Origin of the sequence: Pseudomonas sp. NY15435 (assembly GCF_048068295.1) — a bacterium.
Classification (GTDB): domain Bacteria; phylum Pseudomonadota; class Gammaproteobacteria; order Pseudomonadales; family Pseudomonadaceae; genus Pseudomonas.
In genome coordinates this window covers 35,665-59,820 of sequence record NZ_JBLUQA010000011.1, presented here as the reverse complement: position 1 = coordinate 59,820, position 24,156 = coordinate 35,665, and the positions used below count along the sequence as shown (strand labels likewise).

General features: G+C 63.1%; 21 protein-coding genes and 2 tRNA genes. 14 read left to right on the top strand and 9 right to left on the bottom strand.

What is annotated here, in order from left to right; genetic code table 11:
* Positions 1–45 precede the first annotated feature (45 nt).
* From tpiA to ACNFH5_RS23265, 14 genes are all read left to right on the top strand, one after another.
* Positions 46–801, top strand: coding sequence for a triose-phosphate isomerase (gene tpiA, locus ACNFH5_RS23330; protein ID WP_416750099.1), 756 nt, complete (start codon positions 46–48; stop codon positions 799–801).
* A gap of 2 nt (positions 802–803) precedes the next feature.
* Positions 804–1,196: a preprotein translocase subunit SecG gene (secG, locus tag ACNFH5_RS23325; RefSeq protein WP_416750097.1), complete on the top strand. Its 393-nt coding sequence runs from the start codon at positions 804–806 to the stop codon at positions 1,194–1,196.
* Positions 1,197–1,212: 16 nt separating this feature from the next.
* Positions 1,213–1,298, top strand: a tRNA-Leu gene (locus ACNFH5_RS23320).
* A gap of 92 nt (positions 1,299–1,390) precedes the next feature.
* Positions 1,391–1,467 (top strand) — tRNA-Met (locus tag ACNFH5_RS23315).
* A 125-nt stretch (positions 1,468–1,592) separates the two neighbouring features.
* Positions 1,593–2,051, top strand: coding sequence for a ribosome maturation factor RimP (rimP, locus tag ACNFH5_RS23310; RefSeq protein ID WP_416750095.1), 459 nt, complete (start codon positions 1,593–1,595; stop codon positions 2,049–2,051).
* A gap of 45 nt (positions 2,052–2,096) precedes the next feature.
* Entirely contained in the window at positions 2,097–3,578 is a 1,482-nt protein-coding gene (gene nusA, locus ACNFH5_RS23305; protein WP_416750093.1) for a transcription termination factor NusA, read from the top strand.
* A 27-nt stretch (positions 3,579–3,605) separates the two neighbouring features.
* Positions 3,606–6,137 carry a translation initiation factor IF-2 gene (gene infB, locus ACNFH5_RS23300; RefSeq protein WP_416750091.1) on the top strand — a complete coding sequence of 844 codons (2,532 nt, stop codon included), beginning with the start codon at positions 3,606–3,608 and terminating at the stop codon, positions 6,135–6,137.
* 106 nt (positions 6,138–6,243) lie between these two features.
* Positions 6,244–6,633 carry a 30S ribosome-binding factor RbfA gene (gene rbfA, locus ACNFH5_RS23295; RefSeq protein ID WP_169936507.1) on the top strand — a complete coding sequence of 130 codons (390 nt, stop codon included), beginning with the start codon at positions 6,244–6,246 and terminating at the stop codon, positions 6,631–6,633.
* Positions 6,634–6,636: 3 nt separating this feature from the next.
* Positions 6,637–7,551, top strand: a complete 915-nt coding sequence (gene truB, locus ACNFH5_RS23290) for a tRNA pseudouridine(55) synthase TruB (protein ID WP_416750088.1) — start codon at positions 6,637–6,639, stop codon at positions 7,549–7,551.
* 98 nt (positions 7,552–7,649) lie between these two features.
* On the top strand, positions 7,650–7,919 hold the full coding sequence (gene rpsO, locus ACNFH5_RS23285; protein ID WP_045216763.1) for a 30S ribosomal protein S15: 270 nt from the start codon (positions 7,650–7,652) through the stop codon (positions 7,917–7,919).
* A 169-nt stretch (positions 7,920–8,088) separates the two neighbouring features.
* Positions 8,089–10,194 carry a polyribonucleotide nucleotidyltransferase gene (gene pnp / locus ACNFH5_RS23280; protein WP_416750086.1) on the top strand — a complete coding sequence of 702 codons (2,106 nt, stop codon included), beginning with the start codon at positions 8,089–8,091 and terminating at the stop codon, positions 10,192–10,194.
* 94 nt (positions 10,195–10,288) lie between these two features.
* Positions 10,289–11,710 (top strand): hypothetical protein, encoded by a 1,422-nt coding sequence (locus ACNFH5_RS23275; RefSeq protein ID WP_416750084.1) that lies wholly within the window; start codon positions 10,289–10,291, stop codon positions 11,708–11,710.
* A gap of 193 nt (positions 11,711–11,903) precedes the next feature.
* A complete protein-coding gene (locus ACNFH5_RS23270) occupies positions 11,904–12,251 on the top strand; it encodes a BON domain-containing protein (RefSeq protein WP_017518936.1) in 348 nt (115 codons plus the stop codon).
* 45 nt (positions 12,252–12,296) lie between these two features.
* Positions 12,297–12,494 carry a CsbD family protein gene (locus ACNFH5_RS23265; RefSeq protein ID WP_054910617.1) on the top strand — a complete coding sequence of 66 codons (198 nt, stop codon included), beginning with the start codon at positions 12,297–12,299 and terminating at the stop codon, positions 12,492–12,494.
* 64 nt (positions 12,495–12,558) lie between these two features.
* Here the strand turns inward: ACNFH5_RS23265 and ACNFH5_RS23260 are convergent, their stop codons facing one another.
* The 9 genes from ACNFH5_RS23260 to ACNFH5_RS23220 all read right to left on the bottom strand — a co-directional run bounded on the left by ACNFH5_RS23260 (position 12,559) and on the right by ACNFH5_RS23220 (position 24,068).
* Positions 12,559–14,013, bottom strand: a complete 1,455-nt coding sequence (locus tag ACNFH5_RS23260) for a rhomboid family intramembrane serine protease (RefSeq protein ID WP_416750081.1) — start codon at positions 14,011–14,013, stop codon at positions 12,559–12,561.
* Positions 14,014–14,085: 72 nt separating this feature from the next.
* On the bottom strand, positions 14,086–14,409 hold the full coding sequence (locus ACNFH5_RS23255; protein ID WP_416750079.1) for a DUF2845 domain-containing protein: 324 nt from the start codon (positions 14,407–14,409) through the stop codon (positions 14,086–14,088).
* Complete coding sequence (locus ACNFH5_RS23250) at positions 14,406–14,696, bottom strand: DUF2845 domain-containing protein (RefSeq protein ID WP_416750077.1); 291 nt, start codon at positions 14,694–14,696, stop codon at positions 14,406–14,408. The genes ACNFH5_RS23255 and ACNFH5_RS23250 overlap by 4 nt, the downstream gene beginning before the upstream one ends.
* A gap of 11 nt (positions 14,697–14,707) precedes the next feature.
* Positions 14,708–17,827 (bottom strand): DUF748 domain-containing protein, encoded by a 3,120-nt coding sequence (locus ACNFH5_RS23245; RefSeq protein WP_416750075.1) that lies wholly within the window; start codon positions 17,825–17,827, stop codon positions 14,708–14,710.
* A 100-nt stretch (positions 17,828–17,927) separates the two neighbouring features.
* A complete protein-coding gene (locus tag ACNFH5_RS23240; RefSeq protein WP_416750073.1) occupies positions 17,928–18,542 on the bottom strand; it encodes a response regulator in 615 nt (204 codons plus the stop codon).
* Between the two features lie 190 nt (positions 18,543–18,732).
* Positions 18,733–19,911 carry an acetyl-CoA C-acetyltransferase gene (locus tag ACNFH5_RS23235; protein ID WP_416750071.1) on the bottom strand — a complete coding sequence of 393 codons (1,179 nt, stop codon included), beginning with the start codon at positions 19,909–19,911 and terminating at the stop codon, positions 18,733–18,735.
* Between the two features lie 98 nt (positions 19,912–20,009).
* Positions 20,010–20,888 carry an oxygenase MpaB family protein gene (locus tag ACNFH5_RS23230; protein ID WP_416750069.1) on the bottom strand — a complete coding sequence of 293 codons (879 nt, stop codon included), beginning with the start codon at positions 20,886–20,888 and terminating at the stop codon, positions 20,010–20,012.
* 82 nt (positions 20,889–20,970) lie between these two features.
* Complete coding sequence (acs, locus tag ACNFH5_RS23225) at positions 20,971–22,908, bottom strand: acetate--CoA ligase (RefSeq protein ID WP_416750067.1); 1,938 nt, start codon at positions 22,906–22,908, stop codon at positions 20,971–20,973.
* A 62-nt stretch (positions 22,909–22,970) separates the two neighbouring features.
* Entirely contained in the window at positions 22,971–24,068 is a 1,098-nt protein-coding gene (locus tag ACNFH5_RS23220; protein WP_416750065.1) for a DJ-1/PfpI family protein, read from the bottom strand.
* Positions 24,069–24,156 lie beyond the last annotated feature (88 nt).

Here is a 24,156-nt window from a genome sequence, read left to right as displayed (position 1 = left end):
AGCGTCGAGTAATATCTGCGCCCACTTTGCTCAGCGAGGTACAGCATGCGTCGACCCTTGGTGGCCGGTAATTGGAAAATGCACGGTACCCGCTCCAGCGTAACGGAGCTGATCAAAGGCCTGCGTCAACTGGCTCTTCCCACGGGTGTCGATGTGGCGGTGTTTCCGCCCTGTCTGTACATCAATCAGGTCGTTCAAGGTCTGAATGGAAAGGCGGTTGCCGTCGGTGCGCAGAATTGCGCGGTTGAGCCGATGCAGGGCGCCCTCACGGGTGAGATCGCAGCCAGCCAGTTGGCTGATGCGAGCTGTTCCCTAGTGCTGGTCGGTCACTCCGAGCGTCGCCTGATCCTGGGTGAAAGCGATGGTGTGATCAGTCGCAAGTTTGCTGCGGCTCAGTCGTGTGGCCTGGTTCCAATCCTGTGCGTGGGCGAGACCCGCGAGCAGCGTGAGGCGGGCAAGACTCTTGAGGTTGTCGGGCGCCAGTTGGGCTCGGTAATCGAAGAACTGGGTGTCGGGGCTTTTTCCCGCGCCGTTGTGGCTTACGAGCCGGTGTGGGCGATTGGGACGGGGCTTACTGCTTCTCCCGAGCAAGCCCAGGAAGTGCATGCGGCGATTCGCGCGCAGATCTCGGCGGAAAACGCAGAGGTGGCTCGCGGCCTTCGTCTCCTGTACGGCGGTAGTGTCAAGGCCGCCAACGCTGTCGAGCTTTTCGGCATGCCGGATATCGATGGGGGGCTCATTGGTGGGGCTTCCCTGAATGCAGATGAGTTCGGTGCGATCTGTCGCGCCGCAGGAAACTGAAGATGCTGGAAACAGTTGTAATCGTGATTCACCTGCTGATGGCGCTGGGTCTGGTTGTGCTGGTCCTGCTTCAGCAAGGCAAGGGTGCCGACGCGGGTGCGTCGTTTGGTGCTGGCGCTTCGGGTACTGTTTTCGGTAGCCAGGGTTCTGCTACCTTCCTGAGTCGCTTCACCGCTGTGCTGGCCGCAATTTTTTTCATTACTAGCTTAGGTTTAGCGTATTTTGCTAAAGAAAAAGCTGATATAATTCGTCACGCTGGGCTTCCTGACCCGGCAGTGATGGAGCAGAAGCAGGAACAAGCTCCGGCAGCTAGTGATGTGCCGGGCGCGCAAGGGCAACCTCAAGCCCCTGCAGGCGGTAACGGTGACGTTCCGGCGGCTCCTGAGCAGAAGTAAGCAGGCAAGAGTTTTTGCCGAGGTGGTGGAATTGGTAGACACGCTACCTTGAGGTGGTAGTGGCCATAGGCTGTAGGGGTTCGAGTCCCCTCCTCGGTACCATATACGAAAAGGCCCGCAGTGCGGGTCTTGTCGTTTCGGAGTTTCGGTTGACCTTCAAGGGGCTCAACCGTATAATTTCGCACCAGCTTTGACGCGGGATGGAGCAGTCTGGTAGCTCGTCGGGCTCATAACCCGAAGGTCGTTGGTTCAAATCCAGCTCCCGCAACCAGTTTGGCAGAGCCCCTTTTCAGGGGCTTTTTGCTAGCTGGACAGTCCGCCGCCAGGTCAAGGCGGTCCTTAAGGGATGGGCGTTTCGCCCATTTTTTGTTTCTACAGCATACGCGAGGCGATCAGGTGTCGAGCAAGCTAGAACAGTTGCAGGCCTTGTTGGCCCCTGTAGTAGAAGCGCTCGGCTATGAGTGCTGGGGCCTGGAGTTCATTTCCCAAGGTCGTCATTCCCTGCTCCGGGTTTATATCGATCGTCAGGAAGGCATCCTGATCGATGACTGCGAAATCGTCAGTCGTCAGGTCAGTGGCATCCTCGACGTGGAAGACCCGATCAGTGGCGAGTACACCCTCGAGGTGTCGTCGCCCGGCATGGATCGTCCTCTCTTTACGCTCGACCAGTTCGCCCGTTACGTCGGCGAGCAGGTGAAGATCAAGCTGCGCACGCCCTTCGAACGGCGGCGCAATTTCCAGGGCATTCTCCGTGGTGTGGAGGAGCAGGATGTGGTGGTCCTGGTGGACGACCATGAATACCTGCTGCCAGTCGACTCGATCGACAAGGCCAACATCATTCCCCGATTTGAGTGAGCCGCCAGAGCGCGGATTCCAATGGATTGAAAGGCGAGGCGTACGATGAGCAAAGAAGTACTGCTGGTTGTTGAGTCGGTATCCAACGAGAAGGGTGTACCGCCTGGCGTGATTTTCGAAGCGCTGGAGCTGGCCCTGGCGACTGCGACCAAAAAGCGTTTCGAGGACGAAGTTGACCTGCGCGTGGAAATCAACCGCGCCAACGGCAACTACGAAACCTTCCGTCGCTGGACCATCGTCGAAGACGAGGACTACTCCAATCCGGCATCGGAACTGACCGTCGAAGACGTGCAGGAAGATCACCCCGGCATGAAGGCCGGCGAGGTCATCGAAGAGAAGATCGAATCCATCGAGTTCGGCCGCATTGCCGCACAGACCGCCAAGCAGGTCATCGTGCAGAAGGTCCGCGAAGCCGAGCGCGCTCAGGTGGTCGATGCGTACCGCGAGAAGGTCAACGAGATCATCTCCGGCACCGTCAAGAAGGTCACCCGTGACAACGTGATCGTCGATCTGGGCAACAACGCCGAAGCGCTGCTGGCCCGCGACCAGATCATCCCGCGTGAAACCTTCCGCGTAGGCACCCGTGTGCGTGCCCTGCTCAAGGAAATTCGCAGCGAGAACCGCGGCCCTCAACTGATCCTGTCGCGTACCGCGCCGGAAATGCTGATCGAGCTGTTCCGCATCGAAGTACCGGAAATCGCCGAGCAACTGATCGACGTGATGGCCGCCGCCCGTGACCCGGGTTCGCGCGCCAAGATCGCCGTTCGCTCCAAGGACAAGCGTATCGACCCGCAGGGCGCCTGCATCGGTATGCGTGGTTCCCGCGTCCAGGCCGTCTCCGGCGAACTGGGCGGCGAGCGTGTGGACATCGTCCTGTGGGACGACAACCCTGCGCAGTTCGTGATCAACGCCATGGCCCCGGCCGAAGTGGCGGCGATCATCGTCGACGAAGATACCCACACCATGGATATCGCCGTTGCCGAAGACAACCTGGCTCAGGCCATTGGTCGTAGTGGCCAGAACGTACGTCTGGCCAGCCAGCTCACCGGCTGGACCCTGAACGTGATGACCGAGGCCGATATCCAGGCCAAACAGCAGGCTGAAACTGGCGACATCCTGCAGCGCTTCGTCGACGAGCTGGATGTCGATGAAGAACTCGCACAGGTCCTGGTGGAAGAAGGTTTCACCACCCTGGAAGAGATCGCCTACGTACCGATGGAAGAAATGCTCAGCATCGACGGCTTCGACGAGGACATCGTCAACGAGCTGCGCTCGCGTGCCAAGGATCGCCTGCTGACCAAAGCCATCGCCACTGAAGAAAAACTTGCCGACGCACAACCTGCCGAAGACCTGCTCAGCCTCGATGGTATGACCAAAGAGCTGGCCGTGGACCTGGCGTTGCGTGGCGTAACTACCCGTGAAGATCTTGCCGAGCAGTCTATTGACGACCTGCTCGACATCGACGGCATGGACGAAGAGCGTGCCGGCAAGTTGATCATGGCCGCCCGGGCCCATTGGTTCGAGTAAGCATTCGCGGCCTGAGGAGAGAAGTGCATGACGCAAGTCACGGTGAAAGAACTGGCCAAGACGGTCGATACGCCGGTGGAGCGCCTGCTGCAGCAGATGCGCGAAGCGGGTCTGCCCCATAACGACGCCGAGCAGGTAGTGACCGACAGCGAGAAGCAAGCGCTGCTGGCCCACCTGAAGGGCAGCCACGGTGAGCGCGCGGAAGAGCCGCGCAAGATCACTCTGCAACGCAAGACCACTTCGACCATCCGGGTCGCTGGCAGCAAGACCGTCAGCGTCGAGGTTCGAAAGAAGAAAACCTACGTCAAGCGCAGCCCGGAAGAGCTTGAAGCCGATCGCCAGCGCGAGCTGGATGAGCAGCGCGCCGCGGAAGAAGCTGTGCGCCTGAAGGCCGAGGAAGAAGCTCGTCAGCGCGCCGCTGCCGAGGAAGCCCGTCGCCAGGCAGATGCTGCCCGTCAGACTGCTGACTCCGCACCTGCCGCTGCTGCTCCGGCTGCTGCCGAAGCGCCGCGCGCTGCTGCTCCTGCTCCGGCTGCACCGGCCGCCGCCGCTCCTGCTGCGGACGACCGCAAGAAGGAAGAGGTGCGCCGCGCGCCCAAGCGTGACGAAGAAGACGAGCGCCGTGATCGCAAGCATGCCCAGCATCGCCCGTCGATCAAGGAAAAGGAAAAGACCACTGCACCGCGCGTCGTGCGCAGCGGTGGTGGCGACGACGACGACAGCTTTGGCCGTCGTGGCGGTGGCCGCGGCAAGGGCAAGCTGAAGAAGCGTAACCAGCACGGGTTCCAGAGCCCGACAGGACCGATTGTGCGTGAAGTGAATATCGGCGAGACCATCACCGTGGGCGACCTGGCTGCCCAGATGTCGGTGAAGGGCGCCGAGGTCGTCAAGTTCATGTTCAAGATGGGCACCCCGGTGACCATCAACCAGGTGCTCGACCAGGAAACCGCCCAGCTGATCGCCGAGGAACTCGGCCACAAGGTCAAGCTGGTCAGCGAGAACGCCCTGGAAGAGCAACTGGCGGCATCGCTGAAGTTCGAAGGTGAAGCTGTTTCCCGTGCGCCGGTCGTGACCGTCATGGGCCACGTCGACCACGGCAAGACCTCGCTGCTCGACTACATCCGTCGTGCCAAGGTTGCAGCTGGCGAAGCCGGCGGCATCACCCAGCACATCGGCGCCTACCACGTGGAAACCGACCGTGGCATGGTCACCTTCCTCGACACCCCCGGCCACGCCGCGTTCACCGCGATGCGTGCCCGTGGTGCCCAGGCGACCGACATCGTCATCCTCGTGGTGGCAGCGGACGACGGCGTGATGCCGCAGACCCAGGAAGCCGTACAGCACGCGAAAGCGGCTGGCGTGCCGATCGTGGTCGCGGTCAACAAGATCGACAAGCCCGACGCCAATCCGGACAACATCAAGAACGGCCTGGCCGCTCTGGACGTGATCCCGGAAGAGTGGGGCGGCGATGCTCCGTACGTTCACGTTTCGGCGAAGCTGGGTACCGGCGTCGACGAACTGCTCGAAGCCGTGCTGCTGCAGGCTGAAGTGCTCGAGCTCAAAGCCACTCCGTCGGCCCCGGGCCGTGGCGTGGTGGTCGAGTCCCGTCTGGACAAGGGCCGTGGCCCGGTAGCCACCGTGCTGGTCCAGGACGGTACTCTGCGTCAGGGCGACATGGTCCTGGTCGGCGTCAACTACGGCCGCGTCCGTGCGATGCTCGACGAGAACGGCAAGCCGATCAAGGAAGCTGGTCCGTCCATTCCGGTCGAGATCCTCGGCCTCGATGGCACCCCGGACGCCGGCGACGAGATGACCGTGGTTGCCGACGAGAAGAAGGCCCGCGAAGTCGCTCTGTTCCGTCAGGGCAAGTTCCGCGAAGTGAAACTGGCTCGTGCCCACGCTGGCAAGCTGGAAAACATCTTCGAGAACATGGGCCAGGAAGAGAAGAAGACCCTCAACATCGTCCTCAAGTCCGATGTCCGTGGTTCGCTGGAAGCCCTGCAGGGTTCGCTCAGCGGCCTGGGTAACGACGAAGTGCAGGTTCGCGTGGTGGGCGGCGGCGTCGGTGGTATCACCGAGTCTGATGCCAACCTGGCGCTGGCCTCCAACGCGGTGCTGTTCGGCTTCAACGTCCGTGCTGACGCTGGTGCGCGCAAGATCGTCGAGTCCGAAGGCCTCGACATGCGTTACTACAACGTGATCTACGACATCATCGAAGACGTCAAGAAAGCCCTGACCGGTATGCTCGGCAGCGATGTTCGCGAGAACATCCTGGGTATCGCCGAAGTGCGTGACGTGTTCCGTTCGCCGAAGTTCGGCGCGGTTGCCGGCTGCATGGTCACCGAGGGTCTGGTGCACCGCAATCGTCCGATCCGTGTACTGCGCGACGACGTGGTCATCTTCGAAGGCGAGCTGGAATCCCTGCGTCGCTTCAAGGATGACGTCTCGGAAGTGCGTGCCGGCATGGAATGCGGTATCGGCGTGAAGAGCTACAACGACGTCCGCGTCGGCGACAAGATCGAAGTGTTCGAGAAGGTCGAAGTCGCTCGTACTCTGTAAGGGTATTCGAGCGTGAACGCAGCGCCCGGGCCGGCTCTCCAGTCGTCCCGGGCGTTTGCCGCTTTCAGACCCGGAGCCTTTTGGCTCGGGTAAGCAGGTTAGAAAAATGGCTAAAGAGTACAGCCGTACCCAGCGTATCGGCGACCAGATGCAGCGCGAACTGGCGCTGCTGATCCAGCGTGAAATCAAGGACCCCCGTCTCGGCCTGGTGACCATCACCGGCGTCGACGTGGCCCGTGATCTGTCCCATGCCAAGGTGTACGTCACCGTGATGGGCCAGGACGACAACGCCGAGGTGGTGAAGCAGAACACCAGCATCCTCAACGATGCGGCAGGCTTCCTGCGTATGCAGCTGGGCAAGGCGATGAAGCTGCGCACCGTGCCGCAACTGCACTTCAGCTATGACGCCAGCATCCGTCGTGGTGCCGAGTTGTCGGCGCTGATCGAGCGCGCGGTAGCAGCCGATCGCCGCCATGGCGGCGACTCCGAGGAGTAAGCCGTGGCGCAGGTCAAACGCATTCGCCGTGCGGTCAACGGTGTGCTGATTCTCGACAAGCCGCTGGGTATGAGTTCGAACCAGGCCTTGCAGAAGGTGCGCTGGCTGCTCAATGCCGAGAAAGCCGGCCATACCGGCAGCCTCGATCCGCTGGCCACCGGCGTGTTGCCGCTGTGCTTCGGTGAGGCGACCAAGTTCTCCCAGTACCTTCTCGATGCCGACAAAGCCTACGAAACAGTGGCCCAGCTTGGCGTCACCACTACCACCGGCGATGCCGAGGGCGAGGTGGTCGAGCAGCGTGAAGTGACCACTGGTCGGGAGGCTGTCGAGGCCCTGTTGCCGCGCTTCCGTGGCGATATAGAGCAGGTGCCGCCGATGTACTCGGCTCTCAAGAAGGACGGCCAGCCGCTGTACAAGCTGGCTCGTGCAGGAGAGGTAGTGGAGCGCGAGGCGCGTTCTGTTACTATTGCGCGCCTGGAAATGCTCGCGTTCGAGTCGCCCTGTGCGACCCTGGCCGTTTCCTGCAGCAAGGGCACTTACATTCGCACCCTGGTCGAAGACCTCGGCCGCGAACTTGGATGTGGCGCACACGTCGCCGCCCTGCGCCGGACCCAGGCCGGGCCGTTTCAGCTGAACCAGTCGGTAACGCTGGAGGAGCTCGAGAAAGCCCATGCCGAGGGTGGCAACGAAGCTCTCGACCGCTTCCTGCTGCCGGTGGATGCCGGCCTGGAGCACTGGCCGCTGCTGCAGTTGTCCGAGCACAGCGCCTATTACTGGCTGCATGGTCAGCCGGTGCGCGCCCCCGAGGTGCCGAAGTTCGGCATGCTGCGGGTGCAGGATCACGAAGGTCGTTTCATCGGTATCGGTGAAGTGACCGAAGACGGGCGCCTCGCGCCGCGTCGACTGATTCGGTCTTAAGGCCGAAACCGAGGGTGGCTGTCAGCAGGCACGGTCACTCCTCTTATTATGAACACAGGGAGAAGTCCCTGGCCTGTTACCTCAGAGGAAGCCCCATCATGGCACTGAGCGTCCAAGAAAAAGCCCAGATCGTTAACGAGTACAAGCAAGCTGAAGGCGACACCGGTTCCCCGGAAGTGCAGGTTGCACTGCTGTCCGCCAACATCAACAAGCTGCAGGACCACTTCAAGGCCAACGGCAAAGACCACCACTCCCGTCGTGGCCTGATCCGTATGGTTAACCAGCGTCGTAAGCTGCTGGATTACCTGAAGGGCAAGGATACCTCTCGTTACAGCGCCCTGATCGGTCGCCTGGGCCTGCGTCGCTAAGACGGCAAGCCTGAAGTGGGAAGCTGGGAGTCCGGGGTCGATGAGTGGTGTATACCGCTCATCGGCTTCGGCTCCCGGCTTTCTCGCTTTTATAGGGAATGAATTCGGGTCCGATTCCCGGCATTTCCACGATTTCCCCCAAGGCAACTAAAGAGAAGGTAGAGAAACCGTGAACCCGGTAATCAAGAAATTCCAGTTCGGTCAGTCGACCGTAACCCTCGAGACTGGCCGCATCGCCCGCCAGGCCACCGGTGCCGTCCTGGTCACCATGGACGACGTCACCGTGCTCTGCACCGTCGTCGGCGCCAAGCAGGCCGACCCGAGCAAGAGCTTCTTCCCGCTCTCCGTGCACTACCAGGAGAAGACCTACGCAGCCGGCCGCATCCCCGGTGGTTTCTTCAAGCGTGAAGGCCGTCCTTCCGAGAAGGAAACCCTGACCTCGCGCCTGATCGACCGTCCGATCCGCCCGCTGTTCCCGGAAGGCTTCATGAACGAAGTGCAGGTTGTCTGCACCGTCGTTTCCACCAACAAGAAGTCCGATCCGGACATCGCTGCCATGATCGGCACCTCCGCCGCCCTGGCGATCTCCGGCATTCCGTTTGCCGGCCCGATCGGCGCTGCCCGCGTTGGTTTCCACCCGGAAATCGGCTACATCCTCAACCCGACCTACGAGCAGCAGCAGAGCTCCAGCCTCGACATGGTCGTGGCCGGTACCTCCGACGCCGTGCTGATGGTTGAGTCCGAAGCCGACGAGCTGACCGAAGACCAGATGCTGGGTGCCGTTCTGTTCGCCCACGAAGAATTCCAGGCCGTCATCCGTGCCGTTGCCGAACTGGCAACCGAAGCCGGCAAGCCGACCTGGAACTGGTCCGCCCCGGTCGAAAACACCGCCCTGGTCAACACCATCAAGGCCGAGTTCGGTGCTGCCATCTCCGAGGCTTACACCGTTACCGTCAAGCAGGACCGTTATGCGGCCCTGGACGCCCTGCGCGAGCAGATCGTCGCCAAGTTCGCCGGCGAAGGCGAAGGCCAGTACTCCGCGGGTGAAGTCAAAGAAGTCTTCGGCCTGCTGGAATACCGCACCGTTCGCGAAAACATCGTCAACGGCAAACCGCGTATCGATGGCCGAGATACCCGCACCGTTCGCCCGCTGAAGATCGAAGTCGGCGTTCTGGGCAAGACCCACGGCTCGGCGCTGTTCACCCGTGGCGAAACCCAGGCTCTGGTCGTTGCCACCCTCGGCACCGCCCGTGATGCCCAGCTGCTCGACACCCTCGAAGGCGAGCGCAAAGACCCCTTCATGCTGCACTACAACTTCCCGCCCTTCTCCGTGGGCGAGTGTGGTCGTATGGGCAGCGCGGGCCGTCGTGAAATCGGCCACGGCCGTCTGGCACGCCGCAGCGTTGCTGCCATGCTGCCGACCCAGGACGAGTTCCCCTACACCATCCGCGTCGTTTCCGAGATCACCGAATCCAACGGTTCCAGCTCCATGGCTTCCGTCTGCGGTGCTTCCCTGGCTCTGATGGACGCTGGTGTTCCGGTCAAGGCGCCGGTTGCTGGTATCGCCATGGGCCTGGTGAAGGAAGGTGACAAGTTCGCCATCCTGACCGACATCCTGGGTGACGAAGACCACCTGGGCGACATGGACTTCAAGGTTGCCGGCACCGACAAGGGCGTTACCGCCCTGCAGATGGACATCAAGATCAACGGCATCACCGAAGAGATCATGGAGATCGCCCTGGGCCAGGCCCTGGAAGCTCGCCTGAATATCCTCGGTCAGATGAACCAGATCATTGCTGCTCCGCGTGCCGAGCTGTCGGAAAACGCTCCGACCATGATCCAGATGAAGATCGACACCGACAAGATCCGCGACGTCATCGGCAAGGGCGGCGCCACCATTCGCAGCATCTGCGAAGAGACCAAGGCCTCGATCGACATCGAGGACGATGGCAGCGTGAAGATCTACGGCGAAACCAAGGAAGCTGCCGAGGCCGCCAAGCAGCGCGTCCTGGGCATCACCGCGGAAGCCGAAATCGGCAAGATCTACGTCGGCAAGGTTGAGCGCATCGTCGACTTCGGCGCCTTCGTCAACATCCTGCCGGGCAAGGATGGTCTGGTGCACATCTCGCAGATCAGCGACAAGCGCATCGACAAGGTCACCGACGTTCTGCAGGAAGGCCAGGAAGTCAAAGTCCTGGTTCTCGATGTGGACAACCGTGGCCGCATCAAACTGTCCATCAAGGACGTTGCCGCTGCCGAAGCCTCTGGCGTCTAAGCAGTAGCAAAATGAAGAGAGGGCCCCTTGCGGGCCCTCTTTTTTTGCCTTGAAAATGCGCTGATCGCCGATCTCGCTCCAAGGATGCCCCGAGATGGACAAGCGTTACTGCCACTACCACAGCTCCCAGCCCGCGACCTGGCATTGCCAGCCTTGCGAGCGCCATTACGGCGACTGCTGCATTCCGCTCAATGCCGACGCCCCCGAGTACGCGCCGTCGTGCCCGCTGTGCCGTGGCCACCTGCGCTTCCTTGGCGCGGCCAACACCGCACAGCCCTTCTGGGAGCGCCTGCCGAAGTTCTTCGCCTATGGCTTCCAGGCGGGCCCGCTGGCCTTCTGTGCATTGCTGGCACTGGCCTGCGTGTTCATGCCGGCAATCTTCCTGCTGTGGATCGCGTTGCTCAGCGTGGCGACCAAGTACTTGCACAGTGTGATCGAGGCGGCGAGCTTTGGTGGCCAGGATGCCCCAGGGCTGCTGGAGGCCTTCAGTGCCGACAGCCTTCGCACGTTCTTCCAGCAACTGGCGGTATTCCTGATCGCCCTGGTTCTGCTCTGGCTTGCCGCTGACTTTCATAGCGAGGCGGTTTACTGGGCCGCCAATATCGGCATCATGCTGGTACTGCCGGCGAGCATCATCCGTCTGTCTCTGGACAAGAGCCTGGGGTCGGCGCTCAGCCCCGGGGAGGTGGGGCAGGTGATCGCCGCCATGGGCTGGCGATATCTGATCCTCTGCGTGTTCCTGTTCATCCTCTGGCAGTCGCCCACCTATGTGGGCTGGCTGCTCTCCAACGGCCTGCCGCGGGTAGTAATGGTGCCGGTAGTGGCGGGGCTGACCGGCTATTTCGCCGTGGTGATGTGCGCCATGATGGGCTACGCCGTGTTCCAGTATCAGGGAGAGCTAGGCTACGCAACGGCAGGCGAGGATGCGCCAGCGGGCTTTGCCGCGCCGGAGTGGCACCGCCGCAAGGCGCTGGCCGAGGCGGAGGTGCGGGTCAAGGAGGGGCAGACCGGCGCCGCTCTGGAGATCCTGGTCGCCGCCCTGCACGAGGGCCGCCAGGACCTCAAGCTGAATGAGCGTTACCACCAACTGCTGTTCGCGCTGAACGAACGTGCGGAATGCCTGAATCACCTGCCGCATTACCTGGGGCTGGCCAGCCGACTCAATCCGCAGTTGGCCGCCAGTGCGTTTCTGAATGCGCGGCAGTTGCAGGCGGATTACCTGCCGCAGGACCCGAGCGTCTGTGAGCGTATCGCCGAGGTGCTGATCGAGCGCCACAAGGCCCGCGAGGGCCTGAGCCTGCTGCGTAACCTGCACAAGCGTTTCCCTGAGTACCCGGGCCTTCCCCGTGCATACCTGATGGCGGCGCGGGCGTTTTCCGAGGAACTGGGGCAGGTCGAGCCGGCGCAGCAGCTGCTGGCATTCATCCGCCAGCGCTACCCCGCTTTCGAGCAAATGGGCGAGGTGGTTCAGCTCGAAGCAGTGCTCAGCCGGCTAGGTAAAAGCTCGGGGACCTGATCGTGCAAGCTGCATGAAGCGCAGCGGCGGATTTTGCAAAGTGCAAGCGAAGAGCTTTTTCTTTATTTCATTAACTATCTGATTTAATTGGTTTTTCCTGGATTATGAAAACTGGCACAGGGCTTGCGATAGTCCTAGTGCAACTGCTGCCAGGCACGGGCCGCAGTTTTCCAATAATTCAGGAGAAACCGCCATGAAACGTTTCAACAAACTGGCTCTCGCCGCTGCCACTGCAACCGCCCTGAGCTTCTCGTTCGCCAATTCGGTGTTCGCCCAGCCGACGACTCTGGCCGCCAACGATACAGTCCAGAAAACCGAAGAGGCGGTTTCCGACACCTGGATCACCAGCAAGGTGAAATCCAGCCTGATCGCCGACAAGGACATCAGTGGTACCAACATCAAGGTCGAAACCAACAAGGGTGTAGTGTCCCTGTCCGGTAACGTGAAATCCGATGCCGAGAAAGAGCTCGCCATCAAAACCGCCAAAGGCATCAAGGGTGTGACCGCCGTATCCGCCGATGGCCTGAAGTCGGTCGAGTAAGGGCTGCGCGCCTTACCCCATCCAACCTTTCAGAGGAGGATCGCCATGAACACTGACGTCATCAAAGGCAAGTGGAAGCAGCTGTCCGGCACGCTCAAAGAGAAGTGGGGCAAGCTCACCGACGATGACCTGCAGGCGGCGGACGGACACGCCGAATACCTGGTAGGCAAACTGCAGGAGCGCTATGGCTGGACCCGCGAAAAAGCGGAAGAGGAAGTCCGCGATTTCAGCCGCCGTCTGTAGCGCCCCGACACACGGATGACCCAAGCCCCGCCGGTTCGCCGGCGGGGCTTTTTTCATGGCAGAGTCACGGAGCGAGGTGCTGCTGGTAGATCGTCAGCTGATGCGTCGGATCGGCTTCCGGATAGTGCTGGCGAAGGAAGCGCGAGAGCTCCCGCACCGCCTGCAGGTCACCCTTCTGGCCGATCTGCTTGGCCAATTGCAGGGTCAGGCCGGGCAGTGGCTCGGGCAACTGGCCGGAACGCACCAGGCGCCGCCAGCTGTTCAGCGCCTGGGCAGACTCGCTGCGCTGCAGCAGTTTGCGCAGCAGGTGCAACTGGATCGTCGGGTGGGCCAGCAGGCCTGCATCGCTGGCGGCACTTTCTTCGGCGAGCCGGCGCAGCAGCGCATCCGCCGCGGGGGAGGGGGGCAGGGCAAACAGCTGCTTGAGGGTTTCGCTCATCAGGGCGCGGTCCTGCCGCCCCTTGGCCACGCCATACAGGCGTTCGACAAGCACCGGTTGCCCGGGAAACTGCCGCAGCAACTCCGGCCCGCGGGAGGCGGCCTGGTCAAGGGCGAAGCGGCCGATCTGCTCGTCCAGTGAGGCCAGCGCGCGCTTGAACGGCGCCTCCGGGTCTTCCTTGGCCAGGTACGCCTCGTCTACCGGCATACGGCCCAGCTTGCGCGGCAGCCAGACGGCGAGAAATCCGGAAACCAAGCCACCAATGTGCGCGTAATAGTTCACATGGTCGGCGGCGCGGATCAGCCCGAACAGTTCCTTGCCCAGCCACAGCGGCAGAATCCACAGCGCCGGTGCTTTGAGGTATCCCATCAGTGGCCCGAGCCAGTAGAAGAACTGGATGCGGCGCAGGCCGTAGACGCCGATGTACATGCCCATCAGGCCGGAAATGGCTCCCGAGGCACCGATGCCTGGTACCCAGGACGGGTCAAGCGCCCACCATAGCAGCCCGGAGCACAGGCCACTGAACAGGTAGAGGCCCAGGTACATCGCCCGCCCGAGCGCCGCTTCCAGGGCGAAGCCGAAGATGAACAGGAACACCATGTTGCCGGCCAGGTGCCAGAAGCTGCCGTGGAGAAACATCGATCCGAACAGGCCCTGGATGGTAAAGCGCTCGGGAATGAAGCCGAAGCGCAGGCTGCTGGTCTGGTCGCGGGCCGCTTCGGCTTTCAATCGGGAGGCCTGCCATGCGGCGTCCTGCGCAAAGGCTGGCACGGCGCGCAGCTCGTGGCCGAATTCCAGGTCCGACAGCAGCAGCCAGGCCAGTTGCTGACGCGGCAGGGCTTCGAAGGCGCGCTGCTGGTCGGCCTCCAGCCGGTCGCGGCGCTGCAGCGAGGCGCTGAACAGCGGGCGCTCACGGCCAAGCAGGCCCTGGTCGAGGTAGACGCGCACGGCCTCTTCGCGCCGGGAGCTGTCGCCACCCTGGTAGCCGAAGTAGATCAGGACATTGATGATGATCAGCAGCAGCGTGATGACCGGAGGTTTCTTCCAGTCCAGCGGGTGCTCGGCGGGGACGATGACCATGGCGACCGATCCTTGGCCAGATGGCGTGAGTGCAAGAGTGGCGGCGAGACTAGCATCTCGCCAGCATTGCTGTCAGTTGCCGCTGCGCTTGCTCTGGATGTCGCTCAGACGGTTGCCCTCGAAACGCACGAAATACAGCATTCCGCTCCAGGGGCCGTAGATCCATTCCTCCACCGCCACCTCCATGGATTCGCCGTAGCGCGGGCCAGGCACCTGCTTGTAGCCCAGGAAGGAACGGCTGACCGGCTCGCCGCAGCGGCTGAGTACGTCACTGGTGACATCGCCAGTGCTGATCAGCTTGCTGCTGCAGCGCAGGCTGGCGGCCTGCGCGTCGACGGTAATGAAAGTGAGCGGCAGCAGAAACGCGGCCAGGCGCAGAGCGGAGATCGTCTTCAATTGCGTTTGAACTCGATGTTTTTGAGCTTGTTGGCTTCGAAGGTGAGGATGTAGCTGGTGCCATTGCGTGGGCCGTAGACCCATTCCTCGACCCGGTACTCGCGGTGGTCGTAGCCGCTCAAGGTGTAGCCGACTTCATCGCGGTGATCCGGCGCGCCGCATTTCTGCTCGACTTCCCAGGCGCGGTCGCCGGCGTTGATCAGGGAACTGCCGCAGCGCATGCTTTCCGCCTGGGCGCCCGCCGCGCAAAGCAGCAGGGCGCAGGACATCCAGGTCAGGGCTTTCATCGAACGACTCCTTACTCGCTATCGAGGTGAAGCTGGGTGGCCACATTGCCACCATTCTCCGCCTCGCCGAAGCTGACGTCGATGAGGTAGATGCGGTCGTCACCCAGGCCACCCTTGGCGACCAGGTAGTCCTTGATCTGGGTCGCGCGCTCCTGGCCGAGCTTGCGCAGCAGCAGTTGGCTGTCGCTCCAGGAGTCGAGCACGGCCTGGCGCATCTTCGCGGAACGCTCATCCTTGCTGAGTTCCTGCCATTCCGCCGGCGGCTGCTTCTTCAGGCGCGCGCGGTAGACGCCTTCGAGCAGCACCGGCTGCAAGTCCTCCGGGACTTCCAGTTGGCTGGCGTCGCTGGGTACCTTGTCGCCACGGCGCTGCAACATGCTGTAGTAGTTCTTCTGGTATTCCTGCTGCAGGCGCTTGTCGGCCAGCAGCGGACCGTCGCTGGCGGCCGCGGCAACGCCCTCGACCTCCAGCTTCAGCGCCGGGCGTTGCTTGAGGGCGCCGACCAGCTTGTCGAGGTTCGCCTGGGCGGCGGAATCCAGTTCGCTGGACCCAGGTGCGAAGTTCACGCTGCCCAGGTCCTCGTCGCCGCCACCGGCGAGCCCGGCGATGAACTTGAACGGCGCCTGCACCGCGCGTACCACCAAGTTGCGCAGGGTCTGCCAGACGATGGGCATGACGCTGAACTGCGGGTTGTTCAGGTCGCCTTCCACCGGCAACTGGATATCGATGTTGCCGTTGGCATCCTTGAGCAGGGCTATCGCCAGTTTTACCGGCAGGTCCACGGCATCGGGACTGTCGACCTTCTCTCCGAGCTGGAGGTGTTCCACCAGCACTTTGTTGTCGGCTTTGAGCTTGCCCTGAGTGATCTGGTAGTGCAGGTCGAGGTTCAGCCGGCCCTTGCGGATGCGGTAGCCGGCGAACTTGCCGGAGTAGGGCGTCAGGGTGGTCAGCTCGACGCGCTTGAAGCTGGTGGCGATGTCCAGTTTCTCCAGCGGCGAGAATGGGTTGAGGCTGCCTTTGATGGTGACCGGCGCGTACTTGTCGACCTTGCCCTTCACGTCCACCGAAGCCGGCGCCGGATTGCGGTTGTCGATGGTGCCGATCTCGCCGCCCAGTTGCTGGATGGCGGTGGCGAAATCCGGACGCAGGGTCAGGTCGGCGAAGTTGGCCGAGCCATTGTTGATCTTCACGCCGCCAATGCGGATGCCCAACGGCTTGCTGTTGCTGCTCGAGCCGCCGCCCTTGTTCGCCGAGGACGATGCCGATTCCGGTTGCGAAATGATCAGCTCACTGACGTTGGTGCTGCGGTCTTCGTTGATGATGAAGCGCGCGTAGGGCTCTTCCAGCGACACGGTCTGGATCACCAGGCTGTCGCCGTGCTTGTAGGCCAGGCCGTCGAGGGTCAGCTTGGTCCATTTGACGAAGTCGCGGCTCTTGAGGGTGTCCAGTGTGTGCAGTTGGGTCACCTGGGCGCTGCCGTTAATGCTGAAGGCCAGCGGCTCGGTGCCCTTGAGGTCGACGGCGAGGTCGCTGGCGAGCAGGCCGCTGCGCAGTTCCAGGCGGATGAATGGGTCGATGTAGGCCTGGGCGACGCGCAGGTCGATGTCGCGGGTCGAAACCTTCAGTTTCGCGCTGACCGGGTTGGGAATGACCTGGCCGCTGGCCTCGATCTGTCCGCGCGGGCCGAGGCCGGTCTTGAGCTTGAGCTGCAGCGGGGAGGTCAGACCGCTGTCGAGGTTCTGCAGGTCCAGGTCCAGCGGGCCGATTTCGAGGTTCACCGGCTTGCCGGGTACGCGATCGGCCAGGTGGGCCTTGTAGCCGCGCAATTGGGTATCGCGGAGGATGACGTGCCACGGCTTCTGTGGCTCGGCCGGTTTGCTCGCTTCGGCGGTCTGCTCGGGCTTGCTCGCCGCCGGCGGCTTGGCTTCGGTCTGGGCCGGAGTGGCGGGTTTGACAGGCTCGGCCTGGGCCGTTTCAGCGGGGGCCTTGGCATCCGCCTCCGGCTTGTCGGTGGCTTGGCGGTCCTGGGTAGACGCCGCTGTGGTCTCGGCGGGCTTGTCGCCGGGCGCCTGCTCGGGGGCGGCCTGAGCTTGCGGCGAGGGTTCCTCGGGGCGCTTGTAGGGTTTGAAGTTGGCGAAGAGCTTCTGCCAGTCCAGTTGACCGTCCTTCTCCCGCGCCGCCCAGGCTTCCAGGCCCTGGCTGCGGATCTGGCCGACCACCACTTCCTGCTTGACGAGGTCCAGGGTGGTTTCACCAACATCCAAAGAGGCGAGCTTGGCTAGCGGCTTGCCTTCGGGCGAGCTGAGGTCAAGGTCACGCAGCTTGAGGGCAACCTTGTCCAGCAGCAGTTGCGTTCCCTTCGACAGATCAAGGTGATAGTCGGAAGCGACGCTGAGGATGCCGTTGTTCAGGTTCAGTGGCGCGTTGTCCCGTACGTAGGGCCACCAGGCCTTCAGCGGCACGCCGTCGATGGTGAAGCTGCCCTTGGAGGTGAAAGGCACGATGCTCAGGTCGCCCTTCCAGTCGATCTTTCCGCCGTGCGGGCCGGTGGCGACCAAGGTCATTTCGGCGCCGTCGTCGGGCAGGGTGCTGAGGTTGTGCAGCTCGAAGCCCATCGGGTCGAAGACGAACTCGACCGGCTCGCTGGGACGACGGTCGAGGAAGTGCAGGCTGCCTTCGGCCAGGCGGATGCGGTCGATGCGCAGCGGGAAGGGATCGCTTGGTTCTTGAGGTGTCGGGGTCGGTTCGCTGGGCGGCAACTTGAACAGCTTGCTCAGGTTCAGCGTGCCATTTTCGGCGAACAACAGTTCGGTGTGGGGGGCGTCCAGTTCGACGTCGGCGAGGTGCAGCCTGCGTTTCCACAGACTGTCGAGCTCGAGGTTGGCGTAGAGCCTGCGGAAGCGTACCTGCTCTTTTCCGTCTTCGCCCAGGTGCAGGCCCCAGAGGGTGAGCTCGAGGCTGAACGGGTTGAACTCGATACGTTCCAGACGCGCGGGAACGGTCGAGTACTGAGCCAGTTGTTGGTTGGCTACACGCAGGCCAATGCCGGGAAGTACCAGAAAACCCAGCAGGCAATAGAGGGAGACCAGCAGCACTACCGCGCCGATGGCGCGCTTCAATCCTTTGGGCATGGCGAGAGTCGTTTCCGTCGTGACGTGCCGGACAAGTATGGCACGGCTAAATTTCTTCGATTCGAAAGTCGCCTTCGGACGCGGTTTTCAGTGATTTCTGTCAGTCGTTCAGGCGATGAGTGCGGGCGAATTCCACGAGGTCAACGAGGCTTTCCAGGTTCAGTTTCTCGAGAATCCGCGTCTTGTAGGTGCTGACGGTCTTCTGGCTGAGGAAGAGTTCCTCGGCGATGTCCTTGTTGCTCATGCCTCTCACCAGGCTGCGCAATACCACCAGTTCACGAGGCGTCAGGCTGGCCACCGGGTCGGTGCTCTTGTCGATGCTCAGAGCCTTTTCCGGGAAGCAGCGATAGCCGGAGACCAGCATGCGTGCCGCGTTGAGAATGGCGCTGGTATCCTTGTTCTTGCTGACAAAGCCGTGCGCACCCGCCGCTTCGACCTTGCTCGAGTAGAGACGTTCATCCTGCGAACTCAGGACCAGCAGGCGGATGTTCTCGTCGAAGATATGGATGCGCGCCAGCAGGTCCAGGCCGTCCATGCCGGGCAGGTTGAGATCCAGTATCACCAGATCCGGGCGTTCCTTGCGAACAGCGTCCAGGCCGCCATGGCCATCGGCTGCTTCCCGTGTGACGTCGAACTGCGGGTCCTGCTCGAGCAACGAGCGGATCGCCAAACGCATCGCGGGGTGATCCTCGATCAACACGACACGCTTCTTCATAGGTATTTTCCTTGAGTCTGAATAACTGCGCGCATTGATCTTGAAGATAGACCAGTTGTTCAAGCCCCTTCGGAATATTCCTAGGACTAGGAGCCAAACCTTGCAGGGGTTCAACTAAGCGCCCGTCAAGGCTCCCAGCGTGCGCGGAGACTTGCTGCACAGGGCGTTCTGTGCAGCAAGCGCGCAGTCATCAGCGCTGCAGAGCGAGCGCCACGCCTTGTCCACCCCCGATGCAGAGCGTTGCAAGGCCTTTGCGAGCGTCGCGACGGATCATCTCGTGCAGCAAGGTAACCAGTACGCGGCAGCCCGATGCGCCGATGGGGTGACCCAAGGCGATGGCGCCACCGTTCACGTTCACCTTCGAAGCATCCCAACCCAGTTCCTTGCCCACCGACAGTGCCTGGGCGGCGAACGCCTCGTTGGCTTCGATCAGATCCAGCTCGGCGAGCTGCCAGCCGGCCTTCTCGAGGCAACGGCGGGTGGCCGAGACGGGGCCGATGCCCATGATGGCCGGGTCCACGCCGGCATTGGCGTAGGCGGCGATACGTGCCAGCACCGGCAGGCCCAGTTCGGCGGCCTTGGCGGCACTCATCAGCAGCACGGCGGCGGCACCGTCATTGAGTGTGGAGGCGTTGCCGGCAGTGACGCTGCCGTCCTTCCTGAACGCCGGCTTGAGCTTGCCGAGGGATTCGGCAGTGGTGCCGGCACGTGGCTGCTCATCGGTATCGAAGCGCAGTGGCTCGCCCTTGCGCTGGGGAATCTCGATGGCGGTGATCTCGGCCTTGAAGCGGCCAGCCGCGATGGCTTCGGCTGCCTTACGCTGGGATTCGGCCGCGAAGGCGTCCTGCTCTTCGCGGCTGATGCCGTACTTCTCCACCAGATTCTCGGCGGTGATACCCATGTGGTAGTCGTTGAAGGCGTCCCACAGGCCATCCTGGATCATGCTGTCGATCAGCTTGGCGTGGCCCATGCGCAGCCCGGTGCGGGCGCCGGGCATGACGTAGGGGGCGAGGCTCATGCTTTCCTGGCCGCCAGCGATGATGATGTCGGCATCGCCGCAGCGGATGGCCTGGGTAGCCAGGTGCAGCGCCTTGAGGCCGGAGCCGCAGACCTTGTTCACCGTCATGGCGGGCACGCTATTGGGCAGGCCGGCGGCGATGGATGCCTGGCGTGCCGGGTTCTGGCCGGCGCCGGCGGTCAGGGTCTGGCCGAGAATGACCTCGTCGACCCGGGCCGGGTCCAGGCTGGTCTGTTGCAGCAGGCTGCGAATCACCGCAGCGCCCAGTTCATGGGCCGGCAGCGCGGAAAGGGAGCCCTGGAAGCTGCTGATGGCGGTACGGGTGGCAGCGACGATGACGACTTCTTGCATGACACGAATCCTCTGTCGGAAGCGGCGAGGCCGCAGCGAAGGGGCATGTTTGCATGCCCGCCGCCCGCTCACCACCCTCCGAACCGAGTGGTCACGTTTCAGCGCAGAGGGGGTAAGCCCATGCGCCGGCGTGCGCGATGCAGCGAGCCATTACGTACTGCCCAGCGCAGCAGGGGGACGCTGCGCTTCACGCTGGAACGGATCAACTGGCGCTGCAGGCTGCCCAGGTTCAGGCCGAGCTGGTCGGTGGCCCAGTCGGGCAGCAGGTCAATGCCGGCGCGCATCATCAGGATGCCGAAGGGTTTGGCGAGGAAGCTGGGGGCGGGGGCGTTGAACAGCACGCTGACGACTTCACGGGTACGCTCGTCGTAGCGCAGTTGCGGGCGCATGCGTTGCAGGTAGTCGGCGACTTCGGCCCGCGAGCGCGGCACATTGCGCGCTCCGAGACGCTCGGCGACGAGGGCGATTTCGTCGTAGTAACGGTCCTGTTCCTCACCGGAAAGCTCCGGGTTCAGGTAGCGCAGGTGCGAGGTCAGGAAGCAGCTGACTTCGGCGACGTGCACCCAGGTCAGCAGGTCCGGGTCGCTGGCAGCGTAGGTGGTGCCGTCGGGAAGGGTGCCGTGGACACTGTCGTGGATGCGTCGCACCCGCTCGATGAGCCTCTCTGCGTCGCCGCGCGAGCCGTAGGTGGTGGCGGAAATGAATTGCCCGGTGCGGCGCAGGCGGCCGAGCATGTCGGCGCGGAAGTTGGAGTGGTCCCAGACGCCACCCAAGGCGGCCGGATGCAGCATTTGCAGAAGCAGGGCGCTGATGCCGCCGATGAGCATCGAGCTGAAGTCACCGTGGACTTTCCAGCAGATCGAGTCCGGCCCGAACAGGCCTGGGTCGCCCTTGGGCGATTCGAAGTCGACCCCGCCCAGGGCGAGGCCGGTCAGGCTGAGTACCTGGCTTTCAATGTGGCGGCGAACGGTTTCCATTGCGGCGGACAGGCCTCGGGGCAAGGACGACAGGTCTGTTCTCTAAACCTAGCATCTTTGCGCCCGCGGCCTGTAGCGCACATCAACGGTTGAGGCGATTGTCGATCAGCCCCTGGACCACGCTGGGGTCTGCCAGGGTCGAGGTATCGCCCAGGTTTTCCAGTTCATTGCAGGCGATCTTGCGCAGGATGCGCCGCATGATCTTGCCCGAGCGGGTCTTGGGCAGGCCCGGCGCCCATTGCAGCATTTCCGGCTTGGCGAAGCTGCCGATCTCCTTGCTGACCAGGGCCAGCAGTTCCTGCTTCAGCGCGTCGCTGGGGTCGATGCCATTCATGGTGGTGACGAAGGCGTAGATGCCCTGGCCCTTGAGGTCGTGCGGATAGCCGACCACCGCCGCTTCGGCGACGGAGTCGTGCAGCACCAGCGCGCTCTCCACCTCGGCCGTGCCGATGCGGTGGCCGGAGACATTGATCACATCGTCCACGCGGCCGGTGATCCAGTAGTAGCCGTCTTCATCACGGCGCGCGCCGTCGCCGGTGAAGTAGTAACCGGGGTAGGGCTTGAAGTAGGTGTCGATCATCCGCTGGTGGTCGCCGTAGACGCTGCGGATCTGGCTCGGCCAGCTGGCTTTCACGGCGAGTACGCCGGAGCCTGGGCCGTCAATTTCCTTGCCTTGCTCATCCAGCAGCACCGGTTGCACGCCGAAGAAGGGGCGGGTCGCCGAGCCTGGCTTGAGGTCGGTGGCGCCGGGCAGCGGGGTGATCAGGATGCTGCCGGTCTCGGTCTGCCACCAGGTGTCGACGATGGGGCAGCGCTTCTCACCGACCACGTTGTAGTACCACTCCCAGGCTTCCGGATTGATCGGTTCGCCCACCGAGCCGAGCAGGCGCAGGCTGCTGCGATCGGTCTTCTGCACTGGCGCCTCGCCCTCGCGCATCAGGGCGCGGATGGCAGTGGGCGCGGTGTAGAAAATGTTCACCTGATGCTTGTCGATCACCTGCCAGAAGCGCGAGGCGTCGGGGTAGTTCGGCACGCCCTCGAACATCAGGGTGGTGGCGCCGTTGGCCAGCGGGCCGTAGACGATGTAGCTGTGTCCGGTGACCCAGCCCACGTCCGCGGTGCACCAGTAGATGTCGCCGTCGTGGTAGTCGAACACGTACTTGTGGGTCATCGCCGCACCCAGCAGGTAGCCGCCGGTGGTGTGCAGCACGCCCTTGGGTTTGCCGGTGGAACCGGAGGTGTAGAGGATGAACAGCGGGTCCTCGGCGTCCATCGGCTCCGGTGCGCAGTCCTCGCTGGCCTCGCCCAGGGCCTCGTGGTACCAGATGTCGCGGCCTTCGACCCACGGAATTTCGCCCTGGGTGCGCTCGACCACCACCACGGTGGAGACGTTCGGGCACTCGGCCAGGGCCTTTTCCACGTTCTTCTTCAGCGGGATGTACTTGCCGCCGCGCACACCTTCGTCGGCGGTGATCACCGTGCGGCAGTCGGCGTCGTTGATCCGGTCGCGCAGCGCGTCCGGGGAGAAGCCGCCGAACACCACCGAGTGAATCGCACCGATTCGCGCGCAGGCGAGCATCGCGTAGGCCGCCTCGGGAATCATCGGCATGTAGATGCAGACCCGGTCACCTTTCTCCACGCCGCGGCTCTTGAGCACATTGGCCAGGCGGCAAACGTGGCTGTGCAGCTTGCGGTAGGTGATGTTGGCGGACTCGGCCGGGTTGTCGCCTTCCCAGATGATCGCGACCTGTTCGCTGCGTTGTTCGAGGTGACGGTCGATGCAGTTGTAGGTGACGTTGAGTTGGCCGCCCTTGAACCAGGTCGCCTGGCCCTTCGCCAGGTCGCCGTGGTGCACCGAGTGCCAGGGCTTGAACCAGTCGAGGAAGGCTTTGGCCTGCTCGCCCCAGAAGGTGTCAGGGTCGTCTACTGACTGCTGGTAGAGGCGCTGGTAGGCGTCTTTGTCGAGGTAGGCACGCTTGCGTACGGCCTCCGGCACGGGGTGAAGGCTGATCTCGTACATGGGGAATCCTTGTTGTTGTTGAGCCGAGATGCCCTCAAGGGTGCATCCAAGGCCAGGCGGGTTCAAGGGTTGTCCATGTTGTTTCGACGCGCCAGGTCGCCGGATCGTTCAGGCGAGGCATATTCCAGCTGGGCGGCGACCAGATGCCGGGTTGCCTCGCCGTAGCGCTGGGCGATGATGTCGAGTGTGTTGTCGAGCGCCTGGGTCGCTGTGGTGCCAAGCCCGAGGCCGGGCAGCGGGGGAAGGTCTTCAGCCTGGTCAGGGAGAAACTGCAGGCCGCCGGCGCTCGTGACCGGTTGCGCGGAGCGGCCCTTGACTTCGCTGCGGAAGGTGCGCGCCCACGCGTCCACGCTGAGTACCAGGCTGACTTCATCGAAGCCTGGCTCCAGCGGGACGTCGAAGGCCTCATGCTGCCAGAAGGCGAGGTAGTTGCCAGCAGCGGTAAGGTAGCCGCCGGCGCCCAGGCTGAAGCTACCGCTGTCGTGGCGGGCGGACCAGTCCTTCACGCCGTACTGACGAGCCAGTATGGCGGCCGTTGAGGTGCCGGCGATGGCCTCCACCAGCGCGAGCGACAGTGGCAGCGCGGCGGTAACACCGGAGGTGGTCACGACCTTGCCATCGGTCACGTAGCGGCGATTGTCTTGCCAGAGCGCGTCGGGATAGTCCGCCAGGCGTTGAGCGCGCGAGTACCAGTGGCCAGTGGCGCGCCGACCATGCAGCAGCCCGACGTTGCCCAGCACCAGTACACCATCGCAGATGCCGACGATGGTCGCGCCCTGTGCGGCCTGTGCCTGGATGAAGGCCAGCAGGACAGGGTCTTCGCTGTCGTGCACGGCAGGCACGATCAGGTAGTCAGCGCCCTGTGGATAACGCTGAGTGAACTCATCCAGCGTGGCCTGCGGCTGCACTCGCAGGGCCGGCATCAGTTGTACCGGTCCGGGGCCGGTGGCCAGGGCGACGACTTCCGCCACGGTGGAACGCCGCAGAACGCCGAGCGGGACGACATAGTCCGCCAGCTCGGTCATGCGGTTCTGGGCGACGACGGCAATGACCGGGCGCTCGCGGCCGAAACGTGGCTGGTAGGCAGGGAGCGTCTGGTCGTCGGCCTGGGTGGCTGGAATGCAGAGCTGCAGAATGAGGAACAGCAGAAAAGTGCGCATGGCTGTCTCCGGTTGGGAATTTCCATTCTGCCGGCGATGCCGCTGTCGCTTCTGACGCCGATGGATGAATATCTGCCAATCGCCTTCA

What these genes read in the sequence shown, in the direction of transcription:
- ACNFH5_RS23245 (WP_416750075.1), bottom strand. Translation starts at nt 17,827, where the DNA reads ATGCCCAAAGGATTGAAGCGCGCCATCGGCGCGGTAGTGCTGCTGGTC.
- infB (WP_416750091.1), top strand. Translation starts at nt 3,606, where the DNA reads ATGACGCAAGTCACGGTGAAAGAACTGGCCAAGACGGTCGATACGCCG.
- acs (WP_416750067.1), bottom strand. Translation starts at nt 22,908, where the DNA reads ATGTACGAGATCAGCCTTCACCCCGTGCCGGAGGCCGTACGCAAGCGT.
- nusA (WP_416750093.1), top strand. Translation starts at nt 2,097, where the DNA reads ATGAGCAAAGAAGTACTGCTGGTTGTTGAGTCGGTATCCAACGAGAAG.
- rpsO (WP_045216763.1), top strand. Translation starts at nt 7,650, where the DNA reads ATGGCACTGAGCGTCCAAGAAAAAGCCCAGATCGTTAACGAGTACAAG.
- ACNFH5_RS23275 (WP_416750084.1), top strand. Translation starts at nt 10,289, where the DNA reads ATGGACAAGCGTTACTGCCACTACCACAGCTCCCAGCCCGCGACCTGG.
- ACNFH5_RS23265 (WP_054910617.1), top strand. Translation starts at nt 12,297, where the DNA reads ATGAACACTGACGTCATCAAAGGCAAGTGGAAGCAGCTGTCCGGCACG.
- ACNFH5_RS23235 (WP_416750071.1), bottom strand. Translation starts at nt 19,911, where the DNA reads ATGCAAGAAGTCGTCATCGTCGCTGCCACCCGTACCGCCATCAGCAGC.
- ACNFH5_RS23270 (WP_017518936.1), top strand. Translation starts at nt 11,904, where the DNA reads ATGAAACGTTTCAACAAACTGGCTCTCGCCGCTGCCACTGCAACCGCC.
- tpiA (WP_416750099.1), top strand. Translation starts at nt 46, where the DNA reads ATGCGTCGACCCTTGGTGGCCGGTAATTGGAAAATGCACGGTACCCGC.
- ACNFH5_RS23240 (WP_416750073.1), bottom strand. Translation starts at nt 18,542, where the DNA reads ATGAAGAAGCGTGTCGTGTTGATCGAGGATCACCCCGCGATGCGTTTG.
- ACNFH5_RS23220 (WP_416750065.1), bottom strand. Translation starts at nt 24,068, where the DNA reads ATGCGCACTTTTCTGCTGTTCCTCATTCTGCAGCTCTGCATTCCAGCC.
- rbfA (WP_169936507.1), top strand. Translation starts at nt 6,244, where the DNA reads ATGGCTAAAGAGTACAGCCGTACCCAGCGTATCGGCGACCAGATGCAG.
- ACNFH5_RS23250 (WP_416750077.1), bottom strand. Translation starts at nt 14,696, where the DNA reads ATGAAAGCCCTGACCTGGATGTCCTGCGCCCTGCTGCTTTGCGCGGCG.
- ACNFH5_RS23230 (WP_416750069.1), bottom strand. Translation starts at nt 20,888, where the DNA reads ATGGAAACCGTTCGCCGCCACATTGAAAGCCAGGTACTCAGCCTGACC.
- ACNFH5_RS23260 (WP_416750081.1), bottom strand. Translation starts at nt 14,013, where the DNA reads ATGGTCATCGTCCCCGCCGAGCACCCGCTGGACTGGAAGAAACCTCCG.
- secG (WP_416750097.1), top strand. Translation starts at nt 804, where the DNA reads ATGCTGGAAACAGTTGTAATCGTGATTCACCTGCTGATGGCGCTGGGT.